This window comes from Pseudomonas sp. 01L34, from assembly GCF_056400265.1.
Window position 1 is genome coordinate 353,842 of record NZ_JBFTSX010000007.1, and the last position, 25,105, is coordinate 378,946.

The window sequence follows — 25,105 nt, forward strand, 5'->3', positions numbered from 1 at the left end:
GCCGGGTTTCCATTCCCTGGTCGACCAACCTGCGTACGGTTCGCCACCCTCCTGCTTGGTCGCAGTGGTGGCGAACTCCAAATCCTCGAATGGAGTTTCACCATGTTCAAAGCCACACCGAATCCCCCTGAAACCGACGATGTTTCACCTTACGAATCCCTCGATTCGAAAAAACTCCACGACGCCGCCGAACGCGCTCTCGACCACTACCTCAATCCCACTCCGAAAAAAACCGAAGGCCGCAAGCCAAGCAGGATGTTTATGGTTGCGCCCGACATGGATAACGAAAGCCTGCTGGCCCATGTCTGCGAATCACTGGCCTCAGCCAGCGTCATGACCAGCGACATTGCCGCGTATGTCGACGCCCCACAGCGGCATACGCTCCTGGCGATTCAGCAAGTCATCATGCTGGCCGAGCTGGCAGTGAATCGAGTGCTGGATAACGTCGACGTACCGAAGCCTGCACCACACAGCTGACCCGTTGTAGGAGCGAGGCCGTGGCGAGGGGGCTTGCCCCCGTTTGAGTGCGTAGCACTCACAAGATCTTTGGGACATCAGAGATTTTGGGGTAGCTTCGCAGCCCAACGGGGGCAAGCCCACTCACCACAGGCTTGGTCCTACAGTAGTGCGGGGCCCTTTGGAGACCCAAGACCTGTCAAAACCCTGAACACACACTCTGAAATAGCCAGGGCCATTGAAACCACCCCCCACCTGCCCCATCTAAGATCCATACCCTATTGCGCAGGTGCCCCATGACCGACCAGCAAGAATTCCCCGAAGACCCGAGCGAATACACCGAAACAGACAAAGCCGAACACCCTTCAACCGGCAAAGGCCTCACCCTGCCTGGCCAGAACCTGCCGGACAAGGTCTACATCATCCCGATCCACAACCGGCCTTTCTTCCCGGCGCAAGTGCTGCCGGTGATCGTCAACGAAGAGCCGTGGGCCGAGACTCTCGAACTGGTGAGCCAGTCCGACCACCATTCCCTGGCCCTGTTCTTCATGGACGCCCCCCAGGACAACCCGCGCCATTTCGATACCAAAGCCCTGCCGGAATACGGCACGCTGGTCAAAGTCCATCACGCCAGCCGCGAAAACGGCAAACTGCAATTCGTCGCCCAGGGCCTGACCCGGGTGCGCATCAAAACCTGGCTCAAGCACCATCGCCCACCATACCTGGTGGAAGTCGAATACCCGCACCAGCCCACCGAGCCGACCGACGAGGTCAAGGCCTACGGCATGGCGCTGATCAATGCGATCAAGGAGCTGCTGCCGCTGAACCCGCTGTACAGCGAAGAGTTGAAAAACTACCTCAACCGCTTCAGCCCCAACGATCCGTCGCCCCTGACCGACTTCGCCGCCGCCCTGACCTCGGCCACGGGCAGCGAGTTGCAAGAAGTGCTCGACTGCGTGCCGATGCTCAAGCGCATGGAAAAAGTCCTGCCGATGCTGCGCAAGGAAGTCGAAGTCGCGCGCTTGCAGAAAGAGATTTCCGCTGAAGTTAACCGCAAGATTGGCGAACATCAGCGCGAGTTCTTCCTTAAGGAACAACTCAAGGTCATCCAGCAAGAGCTGGGGCTGACCAAGGACGATCGCAGCGCCGACATCGAACAGTTCGAGCAACGCCTGACGGGCAAGGTGTTGTCGCCCCAGGCGCAGAAACGCATCGTTGAGGAAATGAACAAACTGTCGATCCTCGAAACCGGATCGCCGGAATACGCGGTGACCCGCAACTACCTCGATTGGGCGACTTCGGTGCCGTGGGGCGTGTATGGCGAGGACAAACTCGACCTCAAGCATGCGCGCAAGGTGCTGGACAAACACCACGCCGGCCTCGACGACATCAAGGACCGCATCCTCGAGTTCCTCGCAGTCGGTGCCTATAAAGGCGAGATCAGCGGCTCCATCGTGTTGCTGGTGGGCCCGCCGGGCGTGGGCAAGACCAGCGTTGGTAAATCCATCGCCGAATCCCTCGGTCGACCGTTCTACCGCTTCAGCGTTGGCGGCATGCGTGACGAAGCCGAGATCAAGGGCCATCGCCGCACCTACATCGGCGCACAACCGGGCAAACTCGTCCAGGCGTTGAAAGACGTCGAAGTGATGAACCCGGTGATCATGCTCGACGAGATCGACAAGATGGGCCAGAGCTACCAGGGCGACCCGGCCTCGGCGCTGCTGGAAACCCTCGACCCGGAACAGAACGTCGAATTCCTCGACCATTACCTGGACTTGCGCCTGGACCTGTCGAAAGTGCTATTCGTCTGCACCGCCAACACCCTGGACTCGATCCCCGGCCCGTTGCTGGACCGGATGGAAGTGATTCGCCTGTCGGGTTACATCACCGAAGAAAAAGTTGCCATCGCCAAGCGTCACCTGTGGCCGAAACAGCTGGAAAAGGCCGGCGTATCCAAAGGCAACTTGAGCATTAGCGACACTGCATTGAGGGCCTTGATCGACGGCTATGCCCGTGAGGCCGGAGTCCGTCAGCTGGAGAAAAACCTCGGCAAACTGGTGCGCAAAGCGGTGATGAAACTGCTCGATGAACCGAAAGCCGTCATCAAACTCGGCCCCAAAGACCTGGAAGCCTCACTCGGCCGCCCGGTGTTCCGCAACGAGCAAGTGCTGTCCGGCGTCGGCGTGATCACCGGGCTGGCCTGGACCAGCATGGGCGGCGCGACCCTGCCGATCGAAGCCACGCGCATTCACACCCTCAACCGAGGCTTCAAACTTACCGGGCAACTGGGGGACGTGATGAAAGAGTCGGCAGAAATTGCCTACAGCTACGTCAGCTCCCATCTGAAGCAATTCGGCGGTGACCCGACATTCTTCGATGAAGCCTTCGTCCACCTCCACGTACCGGAAGGCGCAACACCGAAAGACGGCCCGAGCGCCGGCGTGACCATGGCCAGCGCCCTGCTTTCGCTCGCCCGTAACCAGCCACCGAAAAAAGGCGTAGCCATGACCGGTGAACTAACGCTGACCGGGCATGTACTGCCGATTGGCGGCGTGCGCGAAAAAGTCATCGCAGCGCGTCGGCAGAAGATCAATGAACTGATTTTGCCGGAGCCTAATCGGGGTAATTTCGAAGAGTTGCCGGAATACCTGAAAGAAGGGATTACCGTGCACTTTGCCAAGCGCTTCGCGGATGTGGCGAAGATATTGTTCTGAGCCGTCACCTGATCGTTTCCATGGGTTGGGAATAATCAGACTCAACAAAAAGCCCGCTGACCTTTTAAGGGGGCAGCGGGCTTTTCATTTGTGCTACGTCTGCGGATCTAGATTATCGAGCACGCAGTTCATCATCGACTATCAAGCTCGCCTCCACGAATGCTGTCTCAAAAACTCACGAAACTGAGTTCTGAATACAACATCCCGATCATTTGACTCAGTTTCAAACGATTCTGAGACAAGCGTAGGAGCTGCCGCAGGCTGCGATCTTTTGATCTTGAAAATCAGATGCGGATCAAAATCAAAAGATCGCAGCCTTCGGCAGCTCCTACGTGAGGTGTGTACACACGCTATTGATTGGTCGGCTGTCAGGCCGCCTTCGCGGGCAAGTCGGATCGCCGCACCGCTCGCTCTACGGTGGAGCGGCGCACACCCGCCCCTCACCACTCAACAGGCAGAGCGTTAGCTCGCCTGCCGCTTTTGATCTTGATTCACCCGCCCCTTCGGGAGGCTGAGTGGAGGTGTTCATCTGGGGATTGGCGCGCAGCGCCGTTCGACGCAGTCGAACACATCGCATGTAGGTCGTAGCGAAGCAGACCGTAGGGCGATGCCCCCAGATGGATACCGGAGCGAAGGAACGCCGAGCCTTAGCGAGGGGCCGGACGCTTGGGGCGAGCGTTTTTTGCTTCCTTTTTTTGGCGTTTGTAAAAAAGGGAGTCGCCGTAAGGGCGAAACCATAAGCCGCCGTTACCGCAGCAACGGATATGTACACACCACCAACAAAAACATGGTCGGCCCGAAGGCCGCCAAGATCAAACGGGCTCTTTCCTGACCCTGAACCAAGCCGCATACAACGCCGGCAAGAACAGCAACGTCAACGCCGTCGCCACAATCAGCCCGCCCATGATCGCCACCGCCATCGGCCCGAAAAACACACTGCGCGATAATGGAATCATCGCCAGCACCGCCGCCAGCGCGGTCAACACAATCGGCCGGAAACGTCGCACCGTCGCCTCGATGATCGCCTGCCAGGGCTTGAGCCCGGCAGCGATGTCCTGCTCGATCTGATCCACCAGAATCACCGAGTTACGCATGATCATCCCGGACAGCGCGATGGTCCCGAGCATGGCGACGAAACCGAACGGCTGACGGAACACCATCAGGAACAGCGTCACCCCGATCAACCCCAGCGGCGCTGTCAGAAACACCATGGCAGTGCGAGAGAAACTGCGCAGTTGCAGCATCAGCAACGTCAGCACCACCACGATGAACAGCGGCACGCCGGCCTTCACCGAGTTCTGCCCACGGGCCGAGTCTTCCACCGTACCGCCGACTTCCAGCAGATAGCCGTCCGGCAGTTCGGCGCGGACCGGATCGAGGGTCGGCATGATTTGCTGCACCAGTGTCGCCGGTTGTTCCTTGCCGTAGATGTCGGCGCGAACCGTCACGTTGGGCAGGCGGTTACGGTGCCAGATGATGCCTTCTTCGAAGCCGTATTCCAGCGTGGCAATCTGCGACAGCGCCACGCTGCGACCGTTGTCGGTCGGCACGGCCAGGCTCGGCAGCAATGCCAGTTCAGTGCGCTCATGCACCGTGCCGCGCAGCAGGATCTCGATCAATTCGTTGTCTTCGCGGTACTGACTGACACTGGAGCCGGTCAGCGAGCTTCGCAGGAACCCCGAGAGGTTCGCCGTGCTCACGCCCAGCGCCCGCGCGCGATCCTGATCGACGTTCAGGTACACGACTTTGCTCGGCTCTTCCCAATCCAGATGCACGTTGGCCACGTGTGGGTTCTCGCGAACCTTGGCCGCGACTTTACGCGCCAGGGCGCGGACGTCCGCAATGTTCTCACCGGTGACCCGGAACTGCACCGGATAGCCAACCGGCGGGCCGTTTTCCAGACGCGTGACCCGCGAGCGCAGGGCCGGGAATTGTTCATTGAGGGTTTCGATCAGCCAAGTGCGCAGGGCTTCGCGGTCTTCGATGGTTTTGGCCAGGACAACAAATTGCGCAAAGCTTGCAGCCGGAAGTTGCTGGTCCAGCGGCAGGTAGAAACGCGGCGAACCGGTGCCGACATAAGCCACATAGTTGTCGATCCCGGCGTGATCCTTGAGCAGGCCTTCGAGACGCTTGACCTCCTCGGCGGTGTTGCTCAGGGAGGCACCTTCGGCGAGTTTCAGATCAACCATCAATTCCAGTCGCCCCGATGCCGGGAAGAACTGCTGCGGCACGAAACGGAACAGCACCACGGACGCGACGAACATCACGATGGTCAGCACGATCACCGTTTTGCGTCGGCGCACGCACCACTCCACCAGCCGTCTGACGCGCTGATAGAACGGAGTGCCGTAAGGGTCGGGTTGGCCGTCGCCGGCGCCGTGTTTGGCGGCGTGAATTTTTGCCAGGTCCGGCAGAAGTTTCTCCCCCAGATAAGGCACAAAAACCACGGCGGCCACCCACGACGCCAGTAGCGCGATGGTCACCACCTGGAAGATCGAGCGGGTGTACTCGCCGGTGCCCGATTGCGCGGTGGCAATCGGCAGGAAACCGGCGGCGGTGATCAACGTACCGGTGAGCATCGGGAACGCGGTGCTGGTCCAGGCATAGCTAGCGGCCTTGATCCGGTCGAAGCCCTGCTCCATTTTGATCGCCATCATTTCCACGGCGATGATCGCATCATCCACCAGCAAGCCCAGCGCCAGCACCAGCGCGCCGAGGGAAATCTTGTGCAGGCCTATCCCTAAGTAATACATGCAGGCGAACGTCATCGCCAACACCAGCGGTATCGCCAGCGCTACGACCATGCCGGTGCGCACGCCGAGGGAGAAGAAGCTCACCAGTAACACAATCGCCAGGGCCTCCACCAGCACCTGAACGAACTCGCCCACACCGGTTTTCACCGCGGCGGGTTGATCGGAGACTTTGCGCAACTGCATGCCGGCCGGCAGGTTTTGCTGAATCCGGGCGAACTCGATTTCCAGCGCCTTGCCCAATACCAGAATATCGCCACCGTCCTTCATGGCCACCGCCAGACCGATGGCGTCTTCAGCCATGAAGCGCATGCGCGGCGCCGGTGGATCATTGAAGCCACGACGAACGTCCGCCACATCACCGATGCGGAACGTGCGATCTGCGACGCGGATCGGGAAGTTCTTGATCTCGTCGACCGTCTGAAAATTCCCCGAGACCCGTAGCTGCAAACGCTCGCTGGTGGTTTCGAAGAAGCCGGCGGTGGACATCGCGTTCTGTTCTTCAAGTGCCTGCTGCACCGCCGCCAGCGGCACCCCGAGGGTGGCCAGTTTAACGTTGGAGAGTTCGATCCAGACCTTCTCGTCCTGCAACCCGAGCAGGTCGACCTTGCCCACATCCTTGACCCGTTGCAGCTGGATCTGGATGCGGTCGGCGTAATCCTTGAGCACTGCGTAATCAAAGCCCTCGCCGGTCAGGGCGTAGATGTTGCCGAACGTGGTGCCGAATTCATCGTTGAAAAACGGGCCCTGGATACCTGGTGGCAGGGTCTGGCGAATATCGCCGATCTTCTTGCGGACCTGATACCAGAGGTCCGGGATATCCACCGAATGCATGGAATCGCGCGCCATGAACGTCACCTGGGACTCGCCCGGGCGGGAGAACGAGGTGATCCGTTCGTACTCCCCGGTTTCCATCAGTTTCTTTTCAATACGCTCGGTGACCTGGCGCGAAACTTCCTCGGCCGTGGCCCCCGGCCAGTTGGTACGAATTACCATGGCCTTGAAGGTGAACGGCGGGTCTTCGCTTTGGCCAAGCTTGGTGTAGGACAACGCCCCGACCACAGCCAGCAGGAGCATCAGGAACAGTACGATCTGGCGGTTACGCAGCGCCCATTCGGATAGATTGAAACCCATCGGGGATTACTCCTTGTGCGCCAGATTGACCACGCGATTGGAGCGATCCACCGGGCGCACTTGCTGCCCGTCGTGAAGCACATGAACACCGGCCGCCACCACCCAGTCGCTGGCGTTCAGTCCCTCGAGCACCGGCACGGTTTTCTCGCCAAATGCACCGACCCGCACCGGGACTTTTTTCAAGGTGTTGTTGGCGCCGACCACCCACACGTAGGTGGCGCCGTTTTCTGCGGTGAGGGCCGACAGCGGCACTGACAACGGCACCACTTCGGCAGTCTGGATGAACACCCGGGCGCTCTGGCCAAGTTCGGCGGGAACCTTGCCGGCGGTAAAAGCGATACGGGCGGCAAAAGTGCGGGATTTGGGATCGGCGGCAGGCGACAACTCACGGATCTGCCCAAGGAAACGCTGATCGGGTTGGGTCCAGAGCTCCACCGAGACCGGCTGACCGACCTTGAAGCGGCCGAAGCTCTGCTCCGGCAGGCTGATCAATACTTCGCGCTCGCCATCGGTGGCCAGGGTAAACACGGTTTGCCCGGCCGCCACCACTTGCCCGACTTCAACCGCGCGCTTGGCCACCACGCCATCCTGCGGCGCACGCAGCACCGCGTAACTGGCCTGATTGGTCGAAACGTTGAATTCGGCTTTGATTTGCTTGAGGCGGGCCTCACCGGAGCGATAGAGGTTTTCCGCGTTGTCGTACTGCGAACGGCTGACCATCTGCCGCTCCATCAGGGTCTTGTAGCGATCACGCTCGGCGCGCACCAGGTTCAGATTGGCTTCGGCAGCCGCGACCTGGGCACGGGTGGCTTCCAGTTGCAGGCGCACGTCCTGAGGATCGAGTTCCGCCAGGGGTTGGTCAGCCTTGACCCGCTGCCCTTCTTCGACCAGTCGTCGGCTGACTTTGCCGCCAATCCGGAAGGCAAGGTCCGGCTCATAACGCGCGCGAACTTCGCCGGGATAGCTTTCCATTGCCTGGGCCGAGGGCTCTGGCTGCACCACCATGGCCGGGCGCACGCTGACCGGAGGGGCTTCTTCATGGCCACATGCCGACAATAGAAAAGCCAGACTGACCGGCAACGCGAGGGGCAAGGCAAAGCGCAGCATGGTGAACGACCTTTCGCTAATGGGGCTTGGAATAATTATACTGACCAGTATGTTATTAATAGCAAACTCACCAGTCCAGTATTAAAAGCGAAGAATGTCAGACAATCTTTCCACCCCCAGCGGTCCGGGCCGTCCCAAGGATCTGGCCAAGCGCCGGGCAATCCTCGACGCGGCGAAAATCCTGTTTTTGAGTAAGGGATACGCCAACACCAGCATGGATGCCGTAGCGACTGAGGCCGGCGTGTCGAAGCTGACGGTCTACAGCCATTTCAACGACAAGGAGACGCTGTTCTCTTCCGCTGTCGTGGCCAAATGCGAGGAGCAATTGCCTCCGCTGGTTTTTGAATTGCCGGACGGCGTCGCCGTGGAAACCGTGCTGCTGAACATCGCACACGGCTTTCATCAACTGATCAACAGCGACGAATCGGTGAACCTGCACCGGCTGATGATGACGCTGGGCAGCCAGGACCCGAAACTCGCACAGATCTTCTTCGAGGCCGGGCCGGAACGCGTGCTGCACGGCATGGAGCGTTTGCTGAGCAAGATCGATCAGAGTGGCGTGTTGAGCATCGACAAACCGCGCAATGCCGCCGAGCACTTCTTCTGCCTGCTCAAGGGCGCGGGGAATTTCCGCTTGCTGTATGGCTGTGGCGAACCGGTAACCGGGGATGCGGCCGAAGCCCATGTGCAGGAAGTGGTGGGATTGTTTATGCGGGCGTATCGGCCGGAGTCGGCCTGATAGATATTTGGCGTGATGATCGTTCCCACGCTGCGTGGGAACGATCAGTGAAGGCGACTCGATCTTAAGGCTTGAGCGCTTTCTTCGGATAAATGTCATACCGGCTGGACTTGCCGTCCAGCGCATGGCTCGGCTTCGGCCCATCGATGCACGGCGCCTTGCGCGGGCGTTTGACCACCACCCGGTGACTGGCCAGGGCCAAGGCCGCTGCGAGCAGGGCCGGTGCATCCGGATCATCGCCGACCAGCGGCCGGAACAGGCGCATTTCCTTCTTCACCAACGCGGTTTTCTCACGATGGGGAAACATCGGGTCGAGGTAGATCACCTGCGGCGGCTCGCCTTCCCAGTTGCGCATCACCTCGATCGAATTGCCCTTGAGCAAACGCATACGCGCCACGATCGGCGCTACGTCGAAATCTTCCGCGCCGCGTGCCAGACCATCTTCAAGCAAGGCGCCGATCAGCGGCTGGCGCTCGATCAGGCTCATCTCGCAGCCCAGGCTGGCCAGCACGAACGCGTCCTTGCCCAGCCCGGCCGTGGCGTCCAGCACCCGTGGCCGCACGCCTTGGGCGATGCCGACCGCCTTGGCGATCATCTGACCGCTGCCGCCGCCGTACAACCGACGATGGGCCGCGCCACCCTCGACGAAGTCGACCCGCACCGGCCCCGGTGCATCCGGCCCCAGTTGTTGCAGTTGCAAACCCTGCTCACCCACCTGCAAGGCAAACTCGCCGTCATCCACCTGCAACGGCAAACCCAGGCGCTCGGCCCATTGCTCGGCCTGTGGCTGGAACGTCGCGCCCAAGGCTTCGACATGGATGCGGCAGGCCGCAGGTTGCTCAATCATGGGAAAACACGCTCAAAAAATTAATGATCGGCAAAAACGGCCGATAACCAAACTATCGAGCATTTTGCCAGAGCTGAGCGTCGACCGAGAAAAATGTCAGGCATTCAACGCACATCGATAGGTTACATCTCGCCCCACGGCGATTTTGGCCTGCGAAACTCCCAAGCACTGAGCGGCGTCAGTCACCTGTGGCAAGATTTTTTTGCCCAGGCCCTGGCCGATCAGTCGGGCGATGTGGTGCCGGCGTCTCTGGACTTCCCGCCGGTCGATCTCGACAGCCCGGTCGAACCGACCGTCGGCAGCGAGCTGCTGGCGCACATCATTTCCCAGCGCGAATGTGATGTGAAAGAAACCGAAGTCCGTCCGCCGGAGCCATTGTTTCTGCCAATTGCCGAGTTCGAAATGGACCTGGCCGATAAACCGTTCCCACCGTTCCCGCCGGAAGAAATCGTCGCGCAACAGAAACAGCAGGACTTCGAAAGCGGCTGGGTTCGCCCGATCGTGCTCACCGCCGGTCAACCGCTGCCCGAGCCTGGTGCCGCGCCGCAACCGCGTCCGCTGCACTTGCCAATCGCCGAGTTCGAACTCGACCTGCTGGACAAGCCATTCCCGCCGTTCTCACCGCAAGAGTTGGTGGAACAGCAGAAACAACTCGATTTCGATAACGGCTGGGCGCGCCCGATCGTTCTGCAGAACCTGCGCATCGCCGCATAACCCCTCAGCGGCCCAACCATCACGGCCCGACCTCGTCAGCCTTTGAAGAATTGATTGGCCTTCTGGAACGGCATCGACCGGGAAGTGAAGCCAAAGGTCCCGTGTTGCTGGATTTCCTCGGCCGCGCGCAAGAACTCGCCATACGCTGCCAAAGCCAGGGCCGAACCGACGCTGATACGCTTGACGCCCATTTCGCTCAACTGCGCTACCGTCAGCTTGAGCCCGCCGGACATCAACACATTCACCGGTTTCGGTGCCACGGCGCGAACCACCGCCAAGACCTCTTCGGCATTGCGCAGGCCTGGGGCGTAAAGCACGTCCGCGCCGGCCTCGGCGAATGCCTGCAAACGGCGAATGGTGTCGTCGAGGTCAGGATTGCCGTGCAAATAGTTCTCGGCACGCGCCGTCAACGTGAAGGGGAAAGGCAAACTGCGCGCTGCTGCGACAGCGGCTTCGATACGCGCCACGGCATGCTCGAAGCAGTAGATCGGACCGTCTTCACGCCCGGTGGCATCCTCGATCGAACCGCCTACGGCACCGGCCTGAGCGGCCCGCAGAATACTTTGGGCGCACTCGGCAGGAGCGTCGGCAAAGCCGTTTTCGAGATCCACCGCGACCGGCAAATCAGTGGCCGCGACAATCGCCTCAACGTTTGCCAGGGTATCGTCGAGCGTCAGCCCACCATCAGGACGCCCCCGGGAAAAGGCATAACCGGCGCTGGTGGTTGCCAGTGCCTCGAAGCCAAGGCTGGCGAGCATTTTCGCCGAGCCGGCGTCCCAGGGGTTGGGAATAACAAAAGTGCCCTCGCGTTCGTGCAGTGCTTTGAACGCCTGGGCTCGAAGGGTTTGCGCATCCATTGGCAGACTCCTGAAAAAGGGAAAACCCGCTTCAGAGCAAACCAAGTTGCTCGGCGGCGGGTTCTCTGTATAGCTCAGGCAGCGGCGGCAAGCCAGGCAAACGCTGCATCAGTTGTGCGTGAAAACGTTGTGCCAGTTTCGCCGCCAGCAGGTTATCGGCGGTGTGCAGGAAGATATATGGCGTGCGGCCCTCTTCGATCCAGACGGCGATTTTCTCGACCCATGGCACCAGGAACGGATCGTTGGCTTCAAGCTCCGGATGGCCGATGAAACGCACCTGCGGAAACTGAGTGAACGCCGCGGGGCGAGGCGGCACCCTGGGCTTTTTCGATTGGGCGTGAAGCACCGAAGGATCGGTCGAGGTGCAGCTGAACAGCGCGCGCGGATCGAGGCAGATGCGCTCGACGCCACGATCCAGCAGCAGGCGATTGAGCATTCGCTCGGCATCGCCCTTGGCAAAGAACTCGTCATGCCGCACTTCGACCGCCAACGGCCGGTCCACCGCATCAATAAAACCGGCCAGTTCCGACAGTCGTTGCGGGGTGAAGCTTTTGGACAATTGCAGCCACAATGGCGAAACCCGCTCCCCCAGAGGGCTGAGCAATTGCAGGAACGTTTCTGTGGCGGTCAATTGTTCGCGCAGGTCACCGCTGTGGCTGATGTCGCCGGGGAATTTGGCGGTGAAGCGAAAGTGTTCGGGCATGGTCTCGGCCCAGCGCTGCACGGTGGCGGCAGCCGGGCTCGCGTAGAAGGTCGTATTGCCTTCCACGGCGTTGAACACTTGAGAATAAAGATCAAGAAACTCGGCGGGCCTGGCGTCCTGTGGATACAAGTAGTCGCGCCAGGCGTTTTCGCTCCAGGACGGGCAGCCGAGGTAATAAGGCAGCATCAGATGTACAGGTCGAGACCCAGCACATCCGCATCCCAGTCGACAAAAGTGGCCGTGCTCAGGTAACTGGCCAGTGCCATCGCCACGCTTTTGCTCATGGCGCGGTGATAAATCATGTCTTGTTGACGCGCGGGAAGATTGCTCAGGCGTTGCGCGGAGGCTTTGGCGGCGCGGGCGGCCAATTGCTCTTCGGTAGGGAATTCCAGCTCGCCGTCGATATCGACGGAGTCATCCTCAGACACATGGCCTTTGCGGGGCTTGCGCTTGATTGGGTAGGACTGGGAGGAAACGCCGTCTATACGCATAAGTGCATGCTCGGTATCGATGATGGCAGTTTAGTGGCGCATTACCCACTTCGCAAACCGCCGAGTGATAACTAGAACACAGAAAAGCGAAAAGGTTTAAAAGCGGCGGGCAGAAACTGATGATTAGCTATTTCCGTTAGATCGCCTTCGCGGGCAAGCCTCGCTCCTACAGGTATTGAGTCGGACACAATAGTGCGGCGTCTTGGTACCTGTAGGAGCGAGGCTTGCCCGCGAAGGGGTCAACTCGGAATCAAGGATCAACGCGCTTTCGGCGTCGCGACTTTATCGCGCAAATACACCGGCTGCGCCTGATCGGCCACGATCGCTTCACCGCGTTCCCAGGCGAAACGCGCCAGGGTCAGCAAATCTTCGGCGTGGGGCAGCATGCCCGCATCCTGGCCGCTCAGGTTCACTGCAATACGCTCGGCATAACCCCAACCGGTGCCCGCGCCGAACCACTCGCCGCTGGCATCGACCGGCAACGCGGCGGCTTCCGGTGGCAATACCGCTTCGTTGCCCACCAGCCGCATCTCCCCCGCCGTTTCGCGGTAGCAGCCCCAATACACCTCATCCATACGCGCATCGATGGCTGCCGCGACCTGGCTGACGCCGTGTTCGCGATAAGCCCGCTGGGCGAGCACCGCGAGATTGGAGACCGGCAACACCGGACGGTCCAGCGCAAACGCCAGCCCTTGCACCACGCCGATGGCGATCCGCACACCGGTAAACGCGCCCGGCCCACGACCGAACGCAATGGCGTCGACCGCTTGCAGCGTGGTCCCGGCATCGGCCAGCAGTTGCTGAATCATCGGCAACAGCTTCTGCGCATGCAGGCGCGGGATCACCTCGTAATGGCTCGTGACCTTGCCGTCATGCAGCAAGGCAACGGAGCAAGCTTCAGTCGCGGTGTCCAGGGCCAGCAAGGTGCTCATCGATGTATCCGTAAGAGAGGTCAGAAAAAGTGCACCAGTATAAACAACTACGGCCCGCAAGCGGGCCGTAGAAGATGAAGCCGATCAGACTTTTCAGCTCAGTGCTTCAAGCACCTTGCCGGTAATCGTCTCAACCGAGCCGACACCCGGAATATGGCTGTACTTCGGCTTGCCCTGAGCAGCGGCCAGGCCTTGGTAGAACTCCACCAGAGGTTTGGTCTGGGAGTGGTAGACCGACAGACGATGACGCACGGTTTCTTCGGTGTCGTCCTTGCGCTGCACCAGCTCTTCACCGGTGATGTCGTCTTTACCGGCGATTTTCGGCGGGTTGTACACGGTGTGGTACACGCGGCCGCTGGCCTCGTGAACGCGACGACCGGCGATACGCTGAACGATCTCTTCGTCATCGACGGCGATTTCGACCACATTGTCCAGTTCCACGCCAGCTTCTACCAACGCTTCAGCTTGCGGAATGGTGCGCGGGAAACCGTCGAACAGGAAACCGTTGGCACAGTCAGGCTGCGCAATACGGTCCTTGACCAAAGCGATGATCAGATCGTCGGAGACCAGACCACCGGCATCCATGATGCTTTTGGCTTTGATGCCCAGCTCGGTGCCGGCTTTTACAGCAGCACGCAGCATGTCACCGGTAGAGATTTGCGGAATGCCGAACTTTTCGGTGATGAACTTAGCCTGAGTACCTTTACCGGCCCCGGGAGCTCCCAGCAGAATGACGCGCATTAGATGTGCTCCTCAATTTTTTATTTAGAATTACTTAAACAAAACAAAGGATTCGCCTCGTAGGGCCAATCTCAAAAAATAGGGTCGTGACCGCCCAAACGGCCAAAGGCTGATCAAGATACACAGCAGGCCCTGCCCACACAAGCCGCCGAAAGTCGGAGAAACCTGCGCAGGACGTGCCCTTTCGAAGGGGTACCCCAAGTCGCAACCCCGTCATTAACTGTCGCCTGACAGACCTTCTCAACCGCTCGCCGACAGGCACTCGACGCTCGCGCCAGGTGCCTGTTCCCTATGACGAAAACCTTAGCCGGTATTTCGCAAACCGGCGGCAATCCCCGCCACAGACACCAGCAACGCCTGTTCTACCGGGCTGCCCTGCGCTTCATCCTGCTGCCGCGAACGGGCCAACAGTTCGGCCTGCAATAGATGCAGCGGGTCGAGGTAGGTGTTGCGCAGGCGGATGAATTCAAGGGTGTCTGGGCTATGTGCCAGTAGCTGGGACTGACCCGTCAGCCCCAGGACCACCGCACAGGCCTGCGACAATAGGTCGCGTAAATGCGCCCCCAAAGGGAGCAGATCCGGCTCGACCAGGCGCTCGTCGTAAGACTGGGCGATATCGGCGTCGGCCTTGGCCAGCACCATTTCCAGCATATCGATGCGGGTGCGGAAGAACGGCCATTGCTCGCGCATCTGCCCCAGCAGCTCCCCTTCGCCGCGCTCCAGCGCCTTGCTCAGCGCCGTTTCCCAGCCGAGCCAGGCCGGCAACATCAGGCGCGTCTGGGTCCAGCCGAAAATCCACGGAATGGCGCGCAGGCTTTCGATGCCGCCGGCGCGGCGCTTGGCCGGGCGGCTGCCCAACGGTAAGCGCCCCAACTCCTGCTCCGGGGTGGACTGGCGGAAATACTCGACGAACTGCGGATTTTCCCGCACCACGGCGCGGTAAGCCTTGACCCCATCGGCGGCCAGTTCGTCCATCAAATGGCGCCAGGCAGGCGTAGGAGGTGGTGGCGGCAGCAAGGTCGCTTCCAGCACCGCCGCCAGGTACAGATTGAGGTTTTGCTCGGCGATGTCCGGCAGGCCGAATTTGAAACGAATCATTTCCCCCTGCTCGGTGGTGCGGAAACGCCCCGCCACCGACCCCGGCGGCTGCGACAGAATCGCCGCGTGCGCCGGGCCGCCACCACGGCCCACGGTGCCGCCACGGCCGTGGAACAACAGCAGCTCCACTTGTTGCTCCCGGCAAATATCCACCAGACGCTCCTGCGCCCGATACTGCGCCCAGGCCGCCGCCGTAGTGCCGGCGTCCTTGGCCGAGTCGGAATAACCGATCATCACTTCCTGCGGCCCTTGCAGGCGCGAGCGATAACCCGGCAGCAACAACAGTTTTTCGATCACCGGGCCGGCGTTATCGAGGTCGGCGAGGGTTTCGAACAGCGGCACCACACGCATCGGCCGTAATACGCCGGATTCCTTGAGCAGCAACTGCACGGCCAGCACGTCGGAAGCAGCGCCAGCCATGGAAATCACATACGAGCCGAGGGAAGCCCCCGGAGCGGCAGCGATTTCCCGGCACGTCGCCAGCACTTCGGCGGTGTCGGCAGACGGCTTGAAGTAGGCCGGCAGCAACGGCCGGCGATTGTTCAGTTCGCGCATCAGGAAGGCGATGCGCTCCTCTTCGTTCCAGTCTTCATAACGACCCAGGCCGAGGTAATCGGTGATTTCGGTCATGGCCGCGGTGTGGCGCGACGAGTCCTGTCGCACATCGAGGCGCACCAGGAACAGCCCGAACGTTACCGCGCGGCGCAGGCAGTCGAGCAACGGGCCATCGGCGATGACGCCCATGCCGCATTCATGCAGCGAGTGGTAACACAGCTCCAACGGGTCCAGCAGGTCGCGGTTGTTTTGCAGCACATCGGCGGACGCCGGCGTGGTGGCCGTCAGGGAGGCCTGGGCCCAGTTACGAGTTGCGCGCAGGCGCTCACGCAGCTGTTTGAGTACCGCGCGGTAAGGCTCGGCGCTGTCGCCAGCCTTGGCTTTCAGGGCGTCGCTGGCCTGTTGCATCGACAATTCGGCGGCGAGGTGATCGACATCGCGCACGTACAAATCGGCGGCCATCCAGCGTGCCAGCAGCAATACTTCGCGGGTCACGGCGGCGGTGACGTTGGGGTTACCGTCGCGGTCGCCGCCCATCCACGAGGCGAAGCGAATCGGCGCGGCCTCCAGCGGCAGGTGCAGGCCGGTGGCGGCATGCAGGGCCTGGTCGGCCTTGCGCAAATAGTTGGGAATCGCCTGCCACAGCGAATGCTCGATCACCGCAAAGCCCCACTTGGCTTCGTCTACAGGTGTCGGGCGGGTGCGGCGGATTTCTTCGGTGTGCCAGGCTTCGGCGATCAGGCGCTGCAAGGTGGTCTTGATCTGCTCGCGCTCGGCGCTGGTCAGGTCGCGATGATCCAGGGCCGCCAGTTGCGCGGCGATCGCGTCGTATTTCTGGATCAGTGTGCGTCGCGCCACTTCGGTGGGGTGCGCCGTCAATACCAGCTCGATGTCCACCCGCCCCAATTGCCGGGCCAGGGATTCGGCGTCATGCCCCGCAGCCAACAGGCGAGTGAGCAGCTCCGGCAACACCCGGGCCTCGAACGGCGCGGGTTGTGACTCTTCGCGGCGGTGAATCAGCTGATATTGCTCGGCGATATTGGCCAGGTTGAGGAACTGGTTGAACGCCCGCGCCACCGGCAGCAATTCGTCCTCGCTCAACTGGTTGAGGCTGGCGCTGAGTTCGGCATCCATCGAACCGCGACGGTCGGCCTTGGCGCCTTTGCGGATTTGCTCGATCTTGTCGATAAAGCCATCCCCGTACTGCTCGCGAATGGTGTTGCCCAATAGCTCACCCAACAGGTGAACGTCCTCGCGCAAGCGTGCATCAATATCGGTCATCAGCAGTTCTCCAGCGAAAATCCGGGCGGCTATGCTTTGATAATAGAGAGTGCCGTTGTAAAGCGGTTCTTACAAGTAAACCAGGGACTGCAAACCCCGAACGTTGCAGCTAGGCTCAACACCAAGCCGTACAACGGCTTACCACCGGCCACCGCCGGACACTCACCCGGCCTGCCATGAGCAGGTGCGTAATGAGGTCATTATGAAAATCCGCGAGCTCGCCAAGTACTGGGAAGAAAACGCCAAGGGTCGACTGACCGACACTGGCTATACGATTCGTCTGGACGTGGAAGCCGCCGCACGGCTGGCGGCGATTATCGATATGTACCCCAAACGGCACCCTGAAGAACTGCTCGGAGAATTGATCGGCGCCGCCCTGGAAGAGCTCGAAGCGAGCTTTCCGTATGTGAAAGGGTCAACGGTGGTCGCCACCGATGAAGAAGGCGATCCGCTGTACGAAGACGTCGGTCCAACCCCGCGTTTTCTCGCCTTGTCCCGTCGTCACTTGCACGATTTGTCGACCGAAAACGACAAGCCAAAACACTGATTTGCGCGTCTTGCTCCCCTTCCAGAAATACGTATTTCCTGGCCCGTGCAGGGCCGGAAATACCCCTGCGCACGACTAAAGTTCCCGATTTAGAGCCTTGTCCGTCAGGTCAAAGTTTTTTCGGGCGAAAGGCCATTTTCTCTGAACTTTTAAAAAACGCCTCGGGTCAACCCAGTAACCACGCCTGGGACGGCCGTTTCAAAATGCTCTGGAAATCGAAGGTTGCGGCTCCTTGCCCAGGATGGATTCAGATGTATTTCAGGAGTTATCCAACGGAGTTGAAACCATGAAGACCAGCACTGCTTCATCCTCGTCCACCCACCTGCGCGGTCTCAAACTGGCGGCCCTGGCCATCGGCAGCAGTTTGGTTCTGGCCGGATGCGCCGGCAACCCGCCCACCGAGCAATACGCCGTGACTCAATCGACCGTGAACAGTGCCGTCAGCGCCGGAGGCACCGAATTCGCCGCGGTGGAAATGAAGTCCGCTCAGGACAAGCTCAAACAAGCCGAAATCGCCATGCACGACAAAAAGTATGACGAAGCCAAAATGCTCGCCGAACAGGCCGAGTGGGACGCCCGAGTGGCAGAACGCAAAGCCCAGGCGATGAAAGCCGAACAGGCTGTAAAGGACTCACAGAAAGGTGTTCAGGAACTGCGTCAGGAAAGTCAGCGCACCGTGCAGTGAGCGCGCATCCCGATTTTCAGGCCTGACACTTTTATCGATAGAAAGGACGAACCACCATGCGCAAACAACTGATGATACCCGCCCTCCTGGCCGCAAGCATTGCACTGGCTGCCTGCTCCACACCGCCCAACACCAACCTGGAGCAAGCCCGCACCAACTACGCCGGCCTGCAAGCCAACCCGCAAGCCAGCAAAGTCGCGGCACTGGAAACCAAAGACGCCAGCGATTACCTGGACAAGGCCGACAAGGCTTATCAGGACAAGGAAGACCAGAACAAGGTCGACCAACTGGCTTACCTGACCAACCAGCGCGTTGAAGTGGCCAAGCAGACCATCGCCCTGCGCACCGCGGAAAACAACCTGAAGAACGCCGCGGCTCAGCGAGCCCAGGCGCGTCTGGATGCCCGCGACCAGCAGATCAAACAATTGCAGGCCAGCCTCAACGCCAAACAGACCGATCGCGGCACACTGGTAACGTTCGGTGACGTGCTATTCGCCACCAACAAGGCCGACCTGAAACCCAGCGGCCTGGTGAACATCAACAAACTGGCGCAGTTCCTTCAGGAAAACCCCGACCGTAAAGTGATTGTCGAAGGCTACACCGACAGCACTGGCGCGGCGTCGTACAACCAGTCGCTGTCCGAGCGCCGCGCGACCTCGGTGCAAGTGGCCCTGATCAAGATGGGTGTCGACCCGGCGCGCATCGTGGTCCAGGGTTATGGCAAGGAATACCCGGTGGCCGAAAACACCAGCGTCTCCGGCCGTGCGATGAACCGTCGGGTGGAAGTGACCATTTCCAATGACAATCAGCCAGTGATCCCGCGTTCGGCTGTCAGCTCGAACTAAGTTTCACCTGCTGAAACACAAAAGCCCCGCCTGATCGGATCAGGCGGGGCTTCTTATTGATCGAACACTTGTCTTGGGGCCAAGCAACCCTGTGGCGAGGGGGCTTGCCCCCGTTCGGCTGCGAAGCAGTCGTGAAACCATCCCGCAAGGTGTACCTGACAAAACGCGAATGCAGGTTTTAGGGCCGCTTCGCGACCCAACGGGGGCAAGCCCCCTCGCCACAAGGGTTCATCATTGCCAATGGAGGTAGGATTTTACTGTTCGAGTTTTTGCGGGGTTTCCTGGCCCATGCAGCGCACGGCTTTTTTCTTGTTGTTGACCAGTACGCCGGTCAGGCCTTTCTGTTCGGTATCAAACATCACCAGCACGCCATCGATGCACTGCGCCACTTGCGCGGCCGGTTCCAGGGAGATTTTGTAGTCTTCGCCCGGTACGGTCTTGAGCATGGTGAAGTCGCTGAGCAGCAACGCATCCTCGGGTTTGGCGAAGTGCAGGTAGCCGTACCACCACAGGGCCCCGACGGTGCCGAGGATGCTGCAAATACCGGTGATGATCAGCGGGATGGCGTTACGTTCTTCACTCATTGCGGACTCTCTGGTGGTTCATCTTCAGAATTCGGGGGTGCCGGGTAATTCGGAATTTCACCCAGGCGGCGCAGGCCGTTGAAATGCTGCGGGTCTTCGAGGTAACGCAGCATGACTTTTCGCCAGACCGGGTCGACGAAGGTTTGCACATGACCGCCCCGGGTCAGTTGCAGCACTCGCGGCGGCGGCGCAGCTTGATACAGTCGGATGCCGTTGGAAAGGGGCACCAGCTGATCATCGATACTGTGATAGATCAGTTTCGGTACACCATTGAGCTGCGTCATGGAACGGATCGCGCTATCTCCATCCGGCACCAGCCAGGACAACGGCACCTGGAACGGCCAGGTCATCCAGGAGGTGCTAAGGGCGAAACGCCCGACATCGCGGTAGCTGGCAGGCACGCCATCGAGCACGAAAGCCTTGAGTTGCCGCTGGCGCTCGGGATGCTGGGCCAGGTAATGCACGGCCATCGAACCGCCAAGGCTCTGACCGAGAAGGATCAACGGCTTGCCCTTGACCTCCGGCGCCTGGTCGAGCCATGTGAAGGCGGCGTCGATGTCCTGATAAATCTCCGGTAACGCCGGCTTACCTTCGGACAATCCGTACCCGCGATAGTCCACCAGCAACACCTGATAGCCCTGCTTCGGCAACCACCAGCTCGCACCCAGATGCCACGCCAGGTTGCCGCCGTTACCGTGCAGATGCAGCACAGTGCCTTTGACTTCGACGCCTTTTTTCGCCGGCAGCCACCAGCCATGCAGCTTGAGGCCGTCGGCAGTGGTCAGGGTGACGTCGCGATAGTCGAGCTTGGCTTTTTCCGGGGTGAACGGCTGGCCGGGCTCGGGGTAGAACAGCAAAGAGCTGCAACCGCCGAGGGCCAGGAGCAGGCAGAAGATGCCGAGGATTCTCATCCGGTGAAGCCTCAATGTGGGTGATCGTTCCCATGCTCCGCGTGGGAATGCATACCGTGACGCTCTGCGTCACAGTGGACGCGGAGCGTCCATGGCGGCATTCCCACGCAGAGCGTGGGAATGATCTGAATCAAAGGATATTGGAGTAATCCGCTTCGATCCGGTCCAGGCTCAGGTGGTTGAGGAAGTTGGAGAAGCACATCCACGCCGACAACGCGTTCATGTCGCGGAACTGCTCGGGCAGGTACTTGGGCGGCACCACCAGGCCTTCGTCCACCAATTGGCGCAAGGTCCGCATGTCCTCCAGCGTAGTCTTGCCGCAGAACAACAGCGGTATCTGCTCCAGCTTGCCTTTGCGCACGGCCAACTGAATGTAGTTGTAAATCATGATAAAGCCCTTGAGGTAGGACAAGTCTTTGGTAAATGGCAGACCATTCGGCACCGAGCCGCGGAACACCCGACTGGCATTGCCGTAGCTTTCGGCCATTTCAAAGCCCTGAGCCCGGAAGAACTCAAAGATCTGCAAGAAGTCCGCGCCCTCCTCCACCATATGAATGGCGCGGGTGCGGTTGGTCAGTTTGCGCAAGCGGCTCGGGTAGGAGGCGAAGGTGATGATTTCCATCAGGATCGCCAGGCCCTCCTGAGTCACGGTGGACGACGGCGGGCCCTTGGACAGGAACGTACAGATCGGCTGATTCAGGCCGTTGAGGGTGGTGCCCACATGCACCAGCCCTTCATGGACTTCCAGCGCACGCACGTCGCGATTGTTGAACATCGCGTCGGTGCGGATCTTGATGTAGTCGGCGCCGGCCGCCGCGTCGGCGACGATCCCGTCGGACTCGAACACCCGGATGGTTTCCTCGTTTTCGCCAAACACCTTGTTCAACCGATGTTGCAGCAGGTCGACGGCTTCCTTGGCGGTGAGGACTTTCGGTTCGTCCTTGAGGTCGCCACGGCCGTCGATGTTGTTCAGGTAATCGGAGAGCATCAGCCCCAGGTCGGCCAGGGTCGGGTCGCCGGCGTGAAACGCATCGGAGGCCGCGCCGTACAATTCCTGGGAAATCAGCCCGAAATCCTCGGTGCCGCGCGCTTCAAGCATGCGCACCACCATGCGGTATTCCTTGCACATGCGGCGCATGATCTGCCCGACCGGGTTGAACTGGCCGAGTTGCCGAGTGATGTCGCGCTCGATGTTCTGGAACTCCAGCTTCACTTTGCTGGAGTCGAACGACAGCGGTCGATTGAGGTAGTAGTCGCGGTCCACGGCCGGCATTTCCTTGCCCTTGCCCTTCAGGAACCCCTTGCGAATACTGTCATCCCACTTGACCGCATCCAGAATGCGAATCGGCGTCTGCGCCAGCACTATGCGATCGGACAACATGCGTATCGTCTGCTGGTATTCGTCCACCCGAGACTCCTGTAGTAAAGCTCTTACGTGCTGGGTTTATTTGGTTTTGGCCAGGCGCTGATAGCGTACCGCTTCGACGAAGACATCGGAATTGGCCGGGTCGTCGAGGTAGGCGAATACCTGATCCAGGCTGTTGTTGATCAACACCCCATCGCCATCTTCAGTCTGAAAGCCTTCGCCACTGAGGGCTTCTTGCCCCATGGCCTGTCTGATCTGCTCAAGGTCGAGGTTGTAGACCACCAGTTCGTGCTTATCGTTGAGCTCGAAACCGGCGATGGTGAAATGCCCGCCGAACTGCGCCGGCACCTTCGCCGACAGGTACCAGCGATTGCCATGGCGCGACACCGTGAAAGGATAGGCTTCGCGCTCATGGGGTTTGGCCTTGAAGTAGCTGACCGCCTGGTAGTGATTGTCGCCGACGCGTGTCAGTTCCAGGTTCATCGGCTCGCCCCAGGCATTGGTGCTGGCCCATTTGCCGAGCAACCCTTTGGGCGCGGACTCGCTGGCGGGCAGCGACTCCTTGAAGGTCACCAGGCAGCCACTGAGCAGCAGGAACGACAAGGCGATCACCACGACACGCCAGGCTTTCATTCAACACTCCCTATCGACACACGATGCCCCCTACTGGCCACTCTCCCACAGGGTTGAGTCCCCACAAGGGGTTACACCGACGCCAGTACCAGGTGCATGTAGCGGGTCAGGATGCCGAGCATTTCCTCTTCGGCAACAGGCTCGGCATCGTTGAGCAGGCCCTGATATTCCATCCGTCCGACAATCGCCGTCAACACTTTGGCATCTTGTTGTGGCTCGCGGGAACCCAATACTTCGAAAAGCTGGCAGGTGCCCTGCAAGAGAATTTGTTGATGGGAACGCACCAACAACGCCAGACGCGGGTTGAGCAACGCTTCCTGGCGGAAGGCTTGCTCGGCCATCAGGTGCTCGCGGCGATTGATCAATTGCCGATGAACATAGTCAGCCATCAGCCGTGCGATATCGTCCGCCAGCTGTGAGCGGGACTCGGCGGTGCCATCACTGCTGACAACCATCTCGCGCAACAGGCCTTCGTTGCTGGCCCACAACCGGGCCATGTATGCCGCGCTGCGCTCCACGTATTGGGCGAAGGTATCGGTGAGCAGGTCATCGATGTCCTTGAAATAGTAAGTGGTGGCCGACAGCGGCACACAGGCCTCGGCTGCCACCGCACGGTGCCGCACGGCCCGCACGCCATCGCGCACGACAATGCGCATCGCCGCGTCGAGAATGTCCTGTCGACGCTGTTCGCTGCCCTGTCGGCTGGCCTTGCGGCCCTGGTACTGAACACTTTCAGCGACCGCAGTGGCGATATCCGCTGCACCTTCTTGAGCAATTGCACGATTCACGACAGGTATTCCTCTCTAACGTCAAAAGTAACCAATTGATACGTTTGTACCAGACAGGCAATAAAAAGCCGCCTGTTTTAGGCGGCTTTTCAATTGAAACATTTACGCTTGCGGGCGCATGTGCGGGAACAGGATCACGTCGCGAATCGACGGTGAGTTGGTCAGCAACATCACCAGACGGTCGATGCCGATCCCTTCACCGGCGGTCGGCGGCATGCCGTACTCCAGCGCACGAACGAAGTCGGCGTCGTAGTGCATGGCTTCATCGTCGCCAGCATCCTTGTCGGCCACCTGTGCCATGAAGCGCTCGGCCTGGTCTTCCGCGTCGTTCAACTCGGAGTAGGCGTTGGCGATTTCACGGCCGCCGATGAACAGTTCGAAACGGTCGGTGACGTTCGGGTTCTCGTCGTTACGACGGGCCAGCGGCGACACTTCGAACGGGTACTGGGTAATGAAGTGCGGCTGTTCCAGCTTGTGCTCGACCAGTTCTTCGAAAATCATCACCTGCAGTTTGCCCAGGCCTTCGAAGCCGAGCACCTTGGCGCCGGCCTTCTTGGCGATGGCGCGGGCCTTGTCGATGTCGTTCAGGTCGGCAGCGGTCAGTTCAGGGTTGTACTTGAGGATCGAGTCGAACACCGACAGGCGCACGAACGGCTCGCCGAAGTGGAACACCTTGTCGCCGTAAGGCACGTCGGTGCTGCCCAGAACCAGCTGCGCCAGTTCGCGGAACAGTTCCTCGGTCAGGTCCATGTTGTCTTCGTAGTCAGCGTGGGCCTGGTAGAACTCGAGCATGGTGAACTCGGGGTTGTGCCGGGTCGAAACGCCTTCGTTACGGAAGTTGCGGTTGATTTCGAAGACTTTTTCAAACCCGCCAACAACAAGCCGCTTGAGGTACAGCTCCGGCGCAATGCGCAAGAACATTTGCATGTCCAGCGCGTTGTGGTGAGTTTCGAACGGCTTGGCCGCCGCACCGCCCGGAATGGTTTGCAGCATCGGCGTTTCGACTTCCAGGAAGTCACGCTTCATCAGGAAGCTGCGGATGTGCGCAATCACTTGCGAACGCACGCGGAAGGTCTGGCGCACGTCTTCGTTGACGATCAGGTCGACGTAACGCTGGCGGTAGCGCTGCTCGGTGTCGGACAGGCCGTGGTGCTTGTCTGGCAGCGGGCGCAGGGATTTGGTCAGCAGGCGCACGTTGGTCATTTCAACGTACAGGTCGCCCTTGCCGGAACGGGCCAGGGTGCCTTCGGCGGCAATGATGTCGCCCAGGTCCCAGGTTTTCACCGCGGCCAGGGTCTCTTCGGACAGGGTTTTACGGTTGACGTAAACCTGGATGCGCCCGGACATGTCCTGAATCACCATGAACGAGCCACGGTTGAGCATGAGACGACCGGCAACCTTGACCGGGATCGCAGCCTCTGCCAGCTCTTCCTTGGTCTTGTCCGCGTACTTCTTCTGCAAGTCTTCGCAGTAGGCGTCGCGGCGGAAGTCGTTGGGGAAGGCCTGGCCCTTGGCGCGCTCGGCAGCAAGCTTTTCCTTGCGCAGGGCGATCAGGGAGTTTTCTTCCTGTTGCAGGGCTTGCGGGTCGAGTTGTAGGTCGCTCATGTCTTTAAAAATTCCATCACAG

At 60.2% G+C, this 25,105-nt stretch carries 22 protein-coding genes; 7 read left to right on the top strand and 15 right to left on the bottom strand.

Annotation, left to right across the window (positions count from 1 at the left end; all coding sequences use genetic code 11):
• Positions 1–102: 102 nt before the first annotated feature.
• Both AC1DQM_RS23340 and lon read left to right on the top strand, forming a co-directional pair.
• A complete protein-coding gene (locus tag AC1DQM_RS23340; protein ID WP_019651315.1) occupies positions 103–477 on the top strand; it encodes a DUF6124 family protein in 375 nt (124 codons plus the stop codon).
• Positions 478–752: 275 nt separating this feature from the next.
• Complete coding sequence (gene lon, locus AC1DQM_RS23345) at positions 753–3,170, top strand: endopeptidase La (RefSeq protein WP_477746920.1); 2,418 nt, start codon at positions 753–755, stop codon at positions 3,168–3,170.
• Positions 3,171–3,982: 812 nt separating this feature from the next.
• Here the strand turns inward: lon and AC1DQM_RS23350 are convergent.
• The gene (locus AC1DQM_RS23350; protein ID WP_477746921.1) at positions 3,983–7,054 is read right to left on the bottom strand and encodes an efflux RND transporter permease subunit; all 3,072 of its coding nucleotides are present in this window, start codon (positions 7,052–7,054) and stop codon (positions 3,983–3,985) included.
• Positions 7,055–7,060: 6 nt separating this feature from the next.
• Positions 7,061–8,161 (bottom strand): efflux RND transporter periplasmic adaptor subunit, encoded by a 1,101-nt coding sequence (locus tag AC1DQM_RS23355; protein ID WP_477746922.1) that lies wholly within the window; start codon positions 8,159–8,161, stop codon positions 7,061–7,063.
• 94 nt (positions 8,162–8,255) lie between these two features.
• Between AC1DQM_RS23355 and AC1DQM_RS23360 the strand changes: the two genes are divergently transcribed.
• Positions 8,256–8,900: a TetR/AcrR family transcriptional regulator gene (locus AC1DQM_RS23360; RefSeq protein WP_018926667.1), complete on the top strand. Its 645-nt coding sequence runs from the start codon at positions 8,256–8,258 to the stop codon at positions 8,898–8,900.
• 64 nt (positions 8,901–8,964) lie between these two features.
• Here the strand turns inward: AC1DQM_RS23360 and AC1DQM_RS23365 are convergent, their stop codons facing one another.
• Positions 8,965–9,747 carry a class I SAM-dependent methyltransferase gene (locus tag AC1DQM_RS23365; RefSeq protein ID WP_086946360.1) on the bottom strand — a complete coding sequence of 261 codons (783 nt, stop codon included), beginning with the start codon at positions 9,745–9,747 and terminating at the stop codon, positions 8,965–8,967.
• Positions 9,748–9,840: 93 nt separating this feature from the next.
• On the opposite strand from AC1DQM_RS23365, the gene AC1DQM_RS23370 reads away from it, so the two are divergent.
• A complete protein-coding gene (locus tag AC1DQM_RS23370) occupies positions 9,841–10,461 on the top strand; it encodes a hypothetical protein (RefSeq protein ID WP_018926669.1) in 621 nt (206 codons plus the stop codon).
• 35 nt (positions 10,462–10,496) lie between these two features.
• Here AC1DQM_RS23370 and AC1DQM_RS23375 read toward each other — a convergent pair whose 3' ends face one another.
• From AC1DQM_RS23375 to ppc, 6 genes are all read right to left on the bottom strand, one after another.
• A complete protein-coding gene (locus AC1DQM_RS23375; protein ID WP_477746923.1) occupies positions 10,497–11,318 on the bottom strand; it encodes an isocitrate lyase/PEP mutase family protein in 822 nt (273 codons plus the stop codon).
• A 31-nt stretch (positions 11,319–11,349) separates the two neighbouring features.
• Positions 11,350–12,210, bottom strand: coding sequence for a DUF72 domain-containing protein (locus tag AC1DQM_RS23380; RefSeq protein WP_138867658.1), 861 nt, complete (start codon positions 12,208–12,210; stop codon positions 11,350–11,352).
• The gene (locus AC1DQM_RS23385; RefSeq protein ID WP_007940187.1) at positions 12,207–12,512 is read right to left on the bottom strand and encodes a hypothetical protein; all 306 of its coding nucleotides are present in this window, start codon (positions 12,510–12,512) and stop codon (positions 12,207–12,209) included. The genes AC1DQM_RS23380 and AC1DQM_RS23385 overlap by 4 nt, the downstream gene beginning before the upstream one ends.
• Positions 12,513–12,769: 257 nt before the next feature.
• Positions 12,770–13,444 carry a tRNA (adenosine(37)-N6)-threonylcarbamoyltransferase complex dimerization subunit type 1 TsaB gene (gene tsaB, locus AC1DQM_RS23390; RefSeq protein ID WP_477746924.1) on the bottom strand — a complete coding sequence of 225 codons (675 nt, stop codon included), beginning with the start codon at positions 13,442–13,444 and terminating at the stop codon, positions 12,770–12,772.
• A 93-nt stretch (positions 13,445–13,537) separates the two neighbouring features.
• Positions 13,538–14,185 (bottom strand): adenylate kinase, encoded by a 648-nt coding sequence (adk, locus tag AC1DQM_RS23395; RefSeq protein ID WP_018926674.1) that lies wholly within the window; start codon positions 14,183–14,185, stop codon positions 13,538–13,540.
• Positions 14,186–14,488: 303 nt separating this feature from the next.
• Positions 14,489–17,119 carry a phosphoenolpyruvate carboxylase gene (gene ppc / locus AC1DQM_RS23400; RefSeq protein ID WP_064616255.1) on the bottom strand — a complete coding sequence of 877 codons (2,631 nt, stop codon included), beginning with the start codon at positions 17,117–17,119 and terminating at the stop codon, positions 14,489–14,491.
• Between the two features lie 202 nt (positions 17,120–17,321).
• On the opposite strand from ppc, the gene AC1DQM_RS23405 reads away from it, so the two are divergent.
• The 3 genes from AC1DQM_RS23405 (at position 17,322) to lptF (ending at position 19,196) form a co-directional block, all read left to right on the top strand.
• Positions 17,322–17,666, top strand: a complete 345-nt coding sequence (locus AC1DQM_RS23405; protein WP_477746925.1) for a pilin assembly protein — start codon at positions 17,322–17,324, stop codon at positions 17,664–17,666.
• A gap of 286 nt (positions 17,667–17,952) precedes the next feature.
• Positions 17,953–18,351, top strand: a complete 399-nt coding sequence (locus AC1DQM_RS23410) for a DUF4398 domain-containing protein (protein ID WP_018926677.1) — start codon at positions 17,953–17,955, stop codon at positions 18,349–18,351.
• A gap of 56 nt (positions 18,352–18,407) precedes the next feature.
• On the top strand, positions 18,408–19,196 hold the full coding sequence (gene lptF, locus AC1DQM_RS23415; RefSeq protein WP_305411259.1) for a lipotoxin F family OmpA-related lipoprotein LptF: 789 nt from the start codon (positions 18,408–18,410) through the stop codon (positions 19,194–19,196).
• 254 nt (positions 19,197–19,450) lie between these two features.
• On the opposite strand, the gene AC1DQM_RS23420 is transcribed toward lptF, so the two are convergent.
• The 6 genes from AC1DQM_RS23420 to lysS all read right to left on the bottom strand — a co-directional run bounded on the left by AC1DQM_RS23420 (position 19,451) and on the right by lysS (position 25,083).
• Positions 19,451–19,780 carry a PA3694 family proteiin gene (locus AC1DQM_RS23420; RefSeq protein WP_007940182.1) on the bottom strand — a complete coding sequence of 110 codons (330 nt, stop codon included), beginning with the start codon at positions 19,778–19,780 and terminating at the stop codon, positions 19,451–19,453.
• On the bottom strand, positions 19,777–20,691 hold the full coding sequence (locus AC1DQM_RS23425) for an alpha/beta hydrolase (protein ID WP_477746926.1): 915 nt from the start codon (positions 20,689–20,691) through the stop codon (positions 19,777–19,779). Before AC1DQM_RS23425 ends, AC1DQM_RS23420 begins: the two co-directional genes overlap by 4 nt.
• Positions 20,692–20,821: 130 nt before the next feature.
• Complete coding sequence (locus AC1DQM_RS23430; RefSeq protein ID WP_172901247.1) at positions 20,822–22,072, bottom strand: flavohemoglobin expression-modulating QEGLA motif protein; 1,251 nt, start codon at positions 22,070–22,072, stop codon at positions 20,822–20,824.
• Between the two features lie 63 nt (positions 22,073–22,135).
• Positions 22,136–22,690, bottom strand: coding sequence for a hypothetical protein (locus tag AC1DQM_RS23435; RefSeq protein ID WP_064616250.1), 555 nt, complete (start codon positions 22,688–22,690; stop codon positions 22,136–22,138).
• Positions 22,691–22,761: 71 nt separating this feature from the next.
• Entirely contained in the window at positions 22,762–23,478 is a 717-nt protein-coding gene (locus AC1DQM_RS23440) for a TetR/AcrR family transcriptional regulator (protein WP_064616248.1), read from the bottom strand.
• Positions 23,479–23,580: 102 nt separating this feature from the next.
• Positions 23,581–25,083 (bottom strand): lysine--tRNA ligase, encoded by a 1,503-nt coding sequence (gene lysS, locus AC1DQM_RS23445; RefSeq protein WP_018926680.1) that lies wholly within the window; start codon positions 25,081–25,083, stop codon positions 23,581–23,583.
• Between the last annotated feature and the right edge of the window lie 22 nt (positions 25,084–25,105).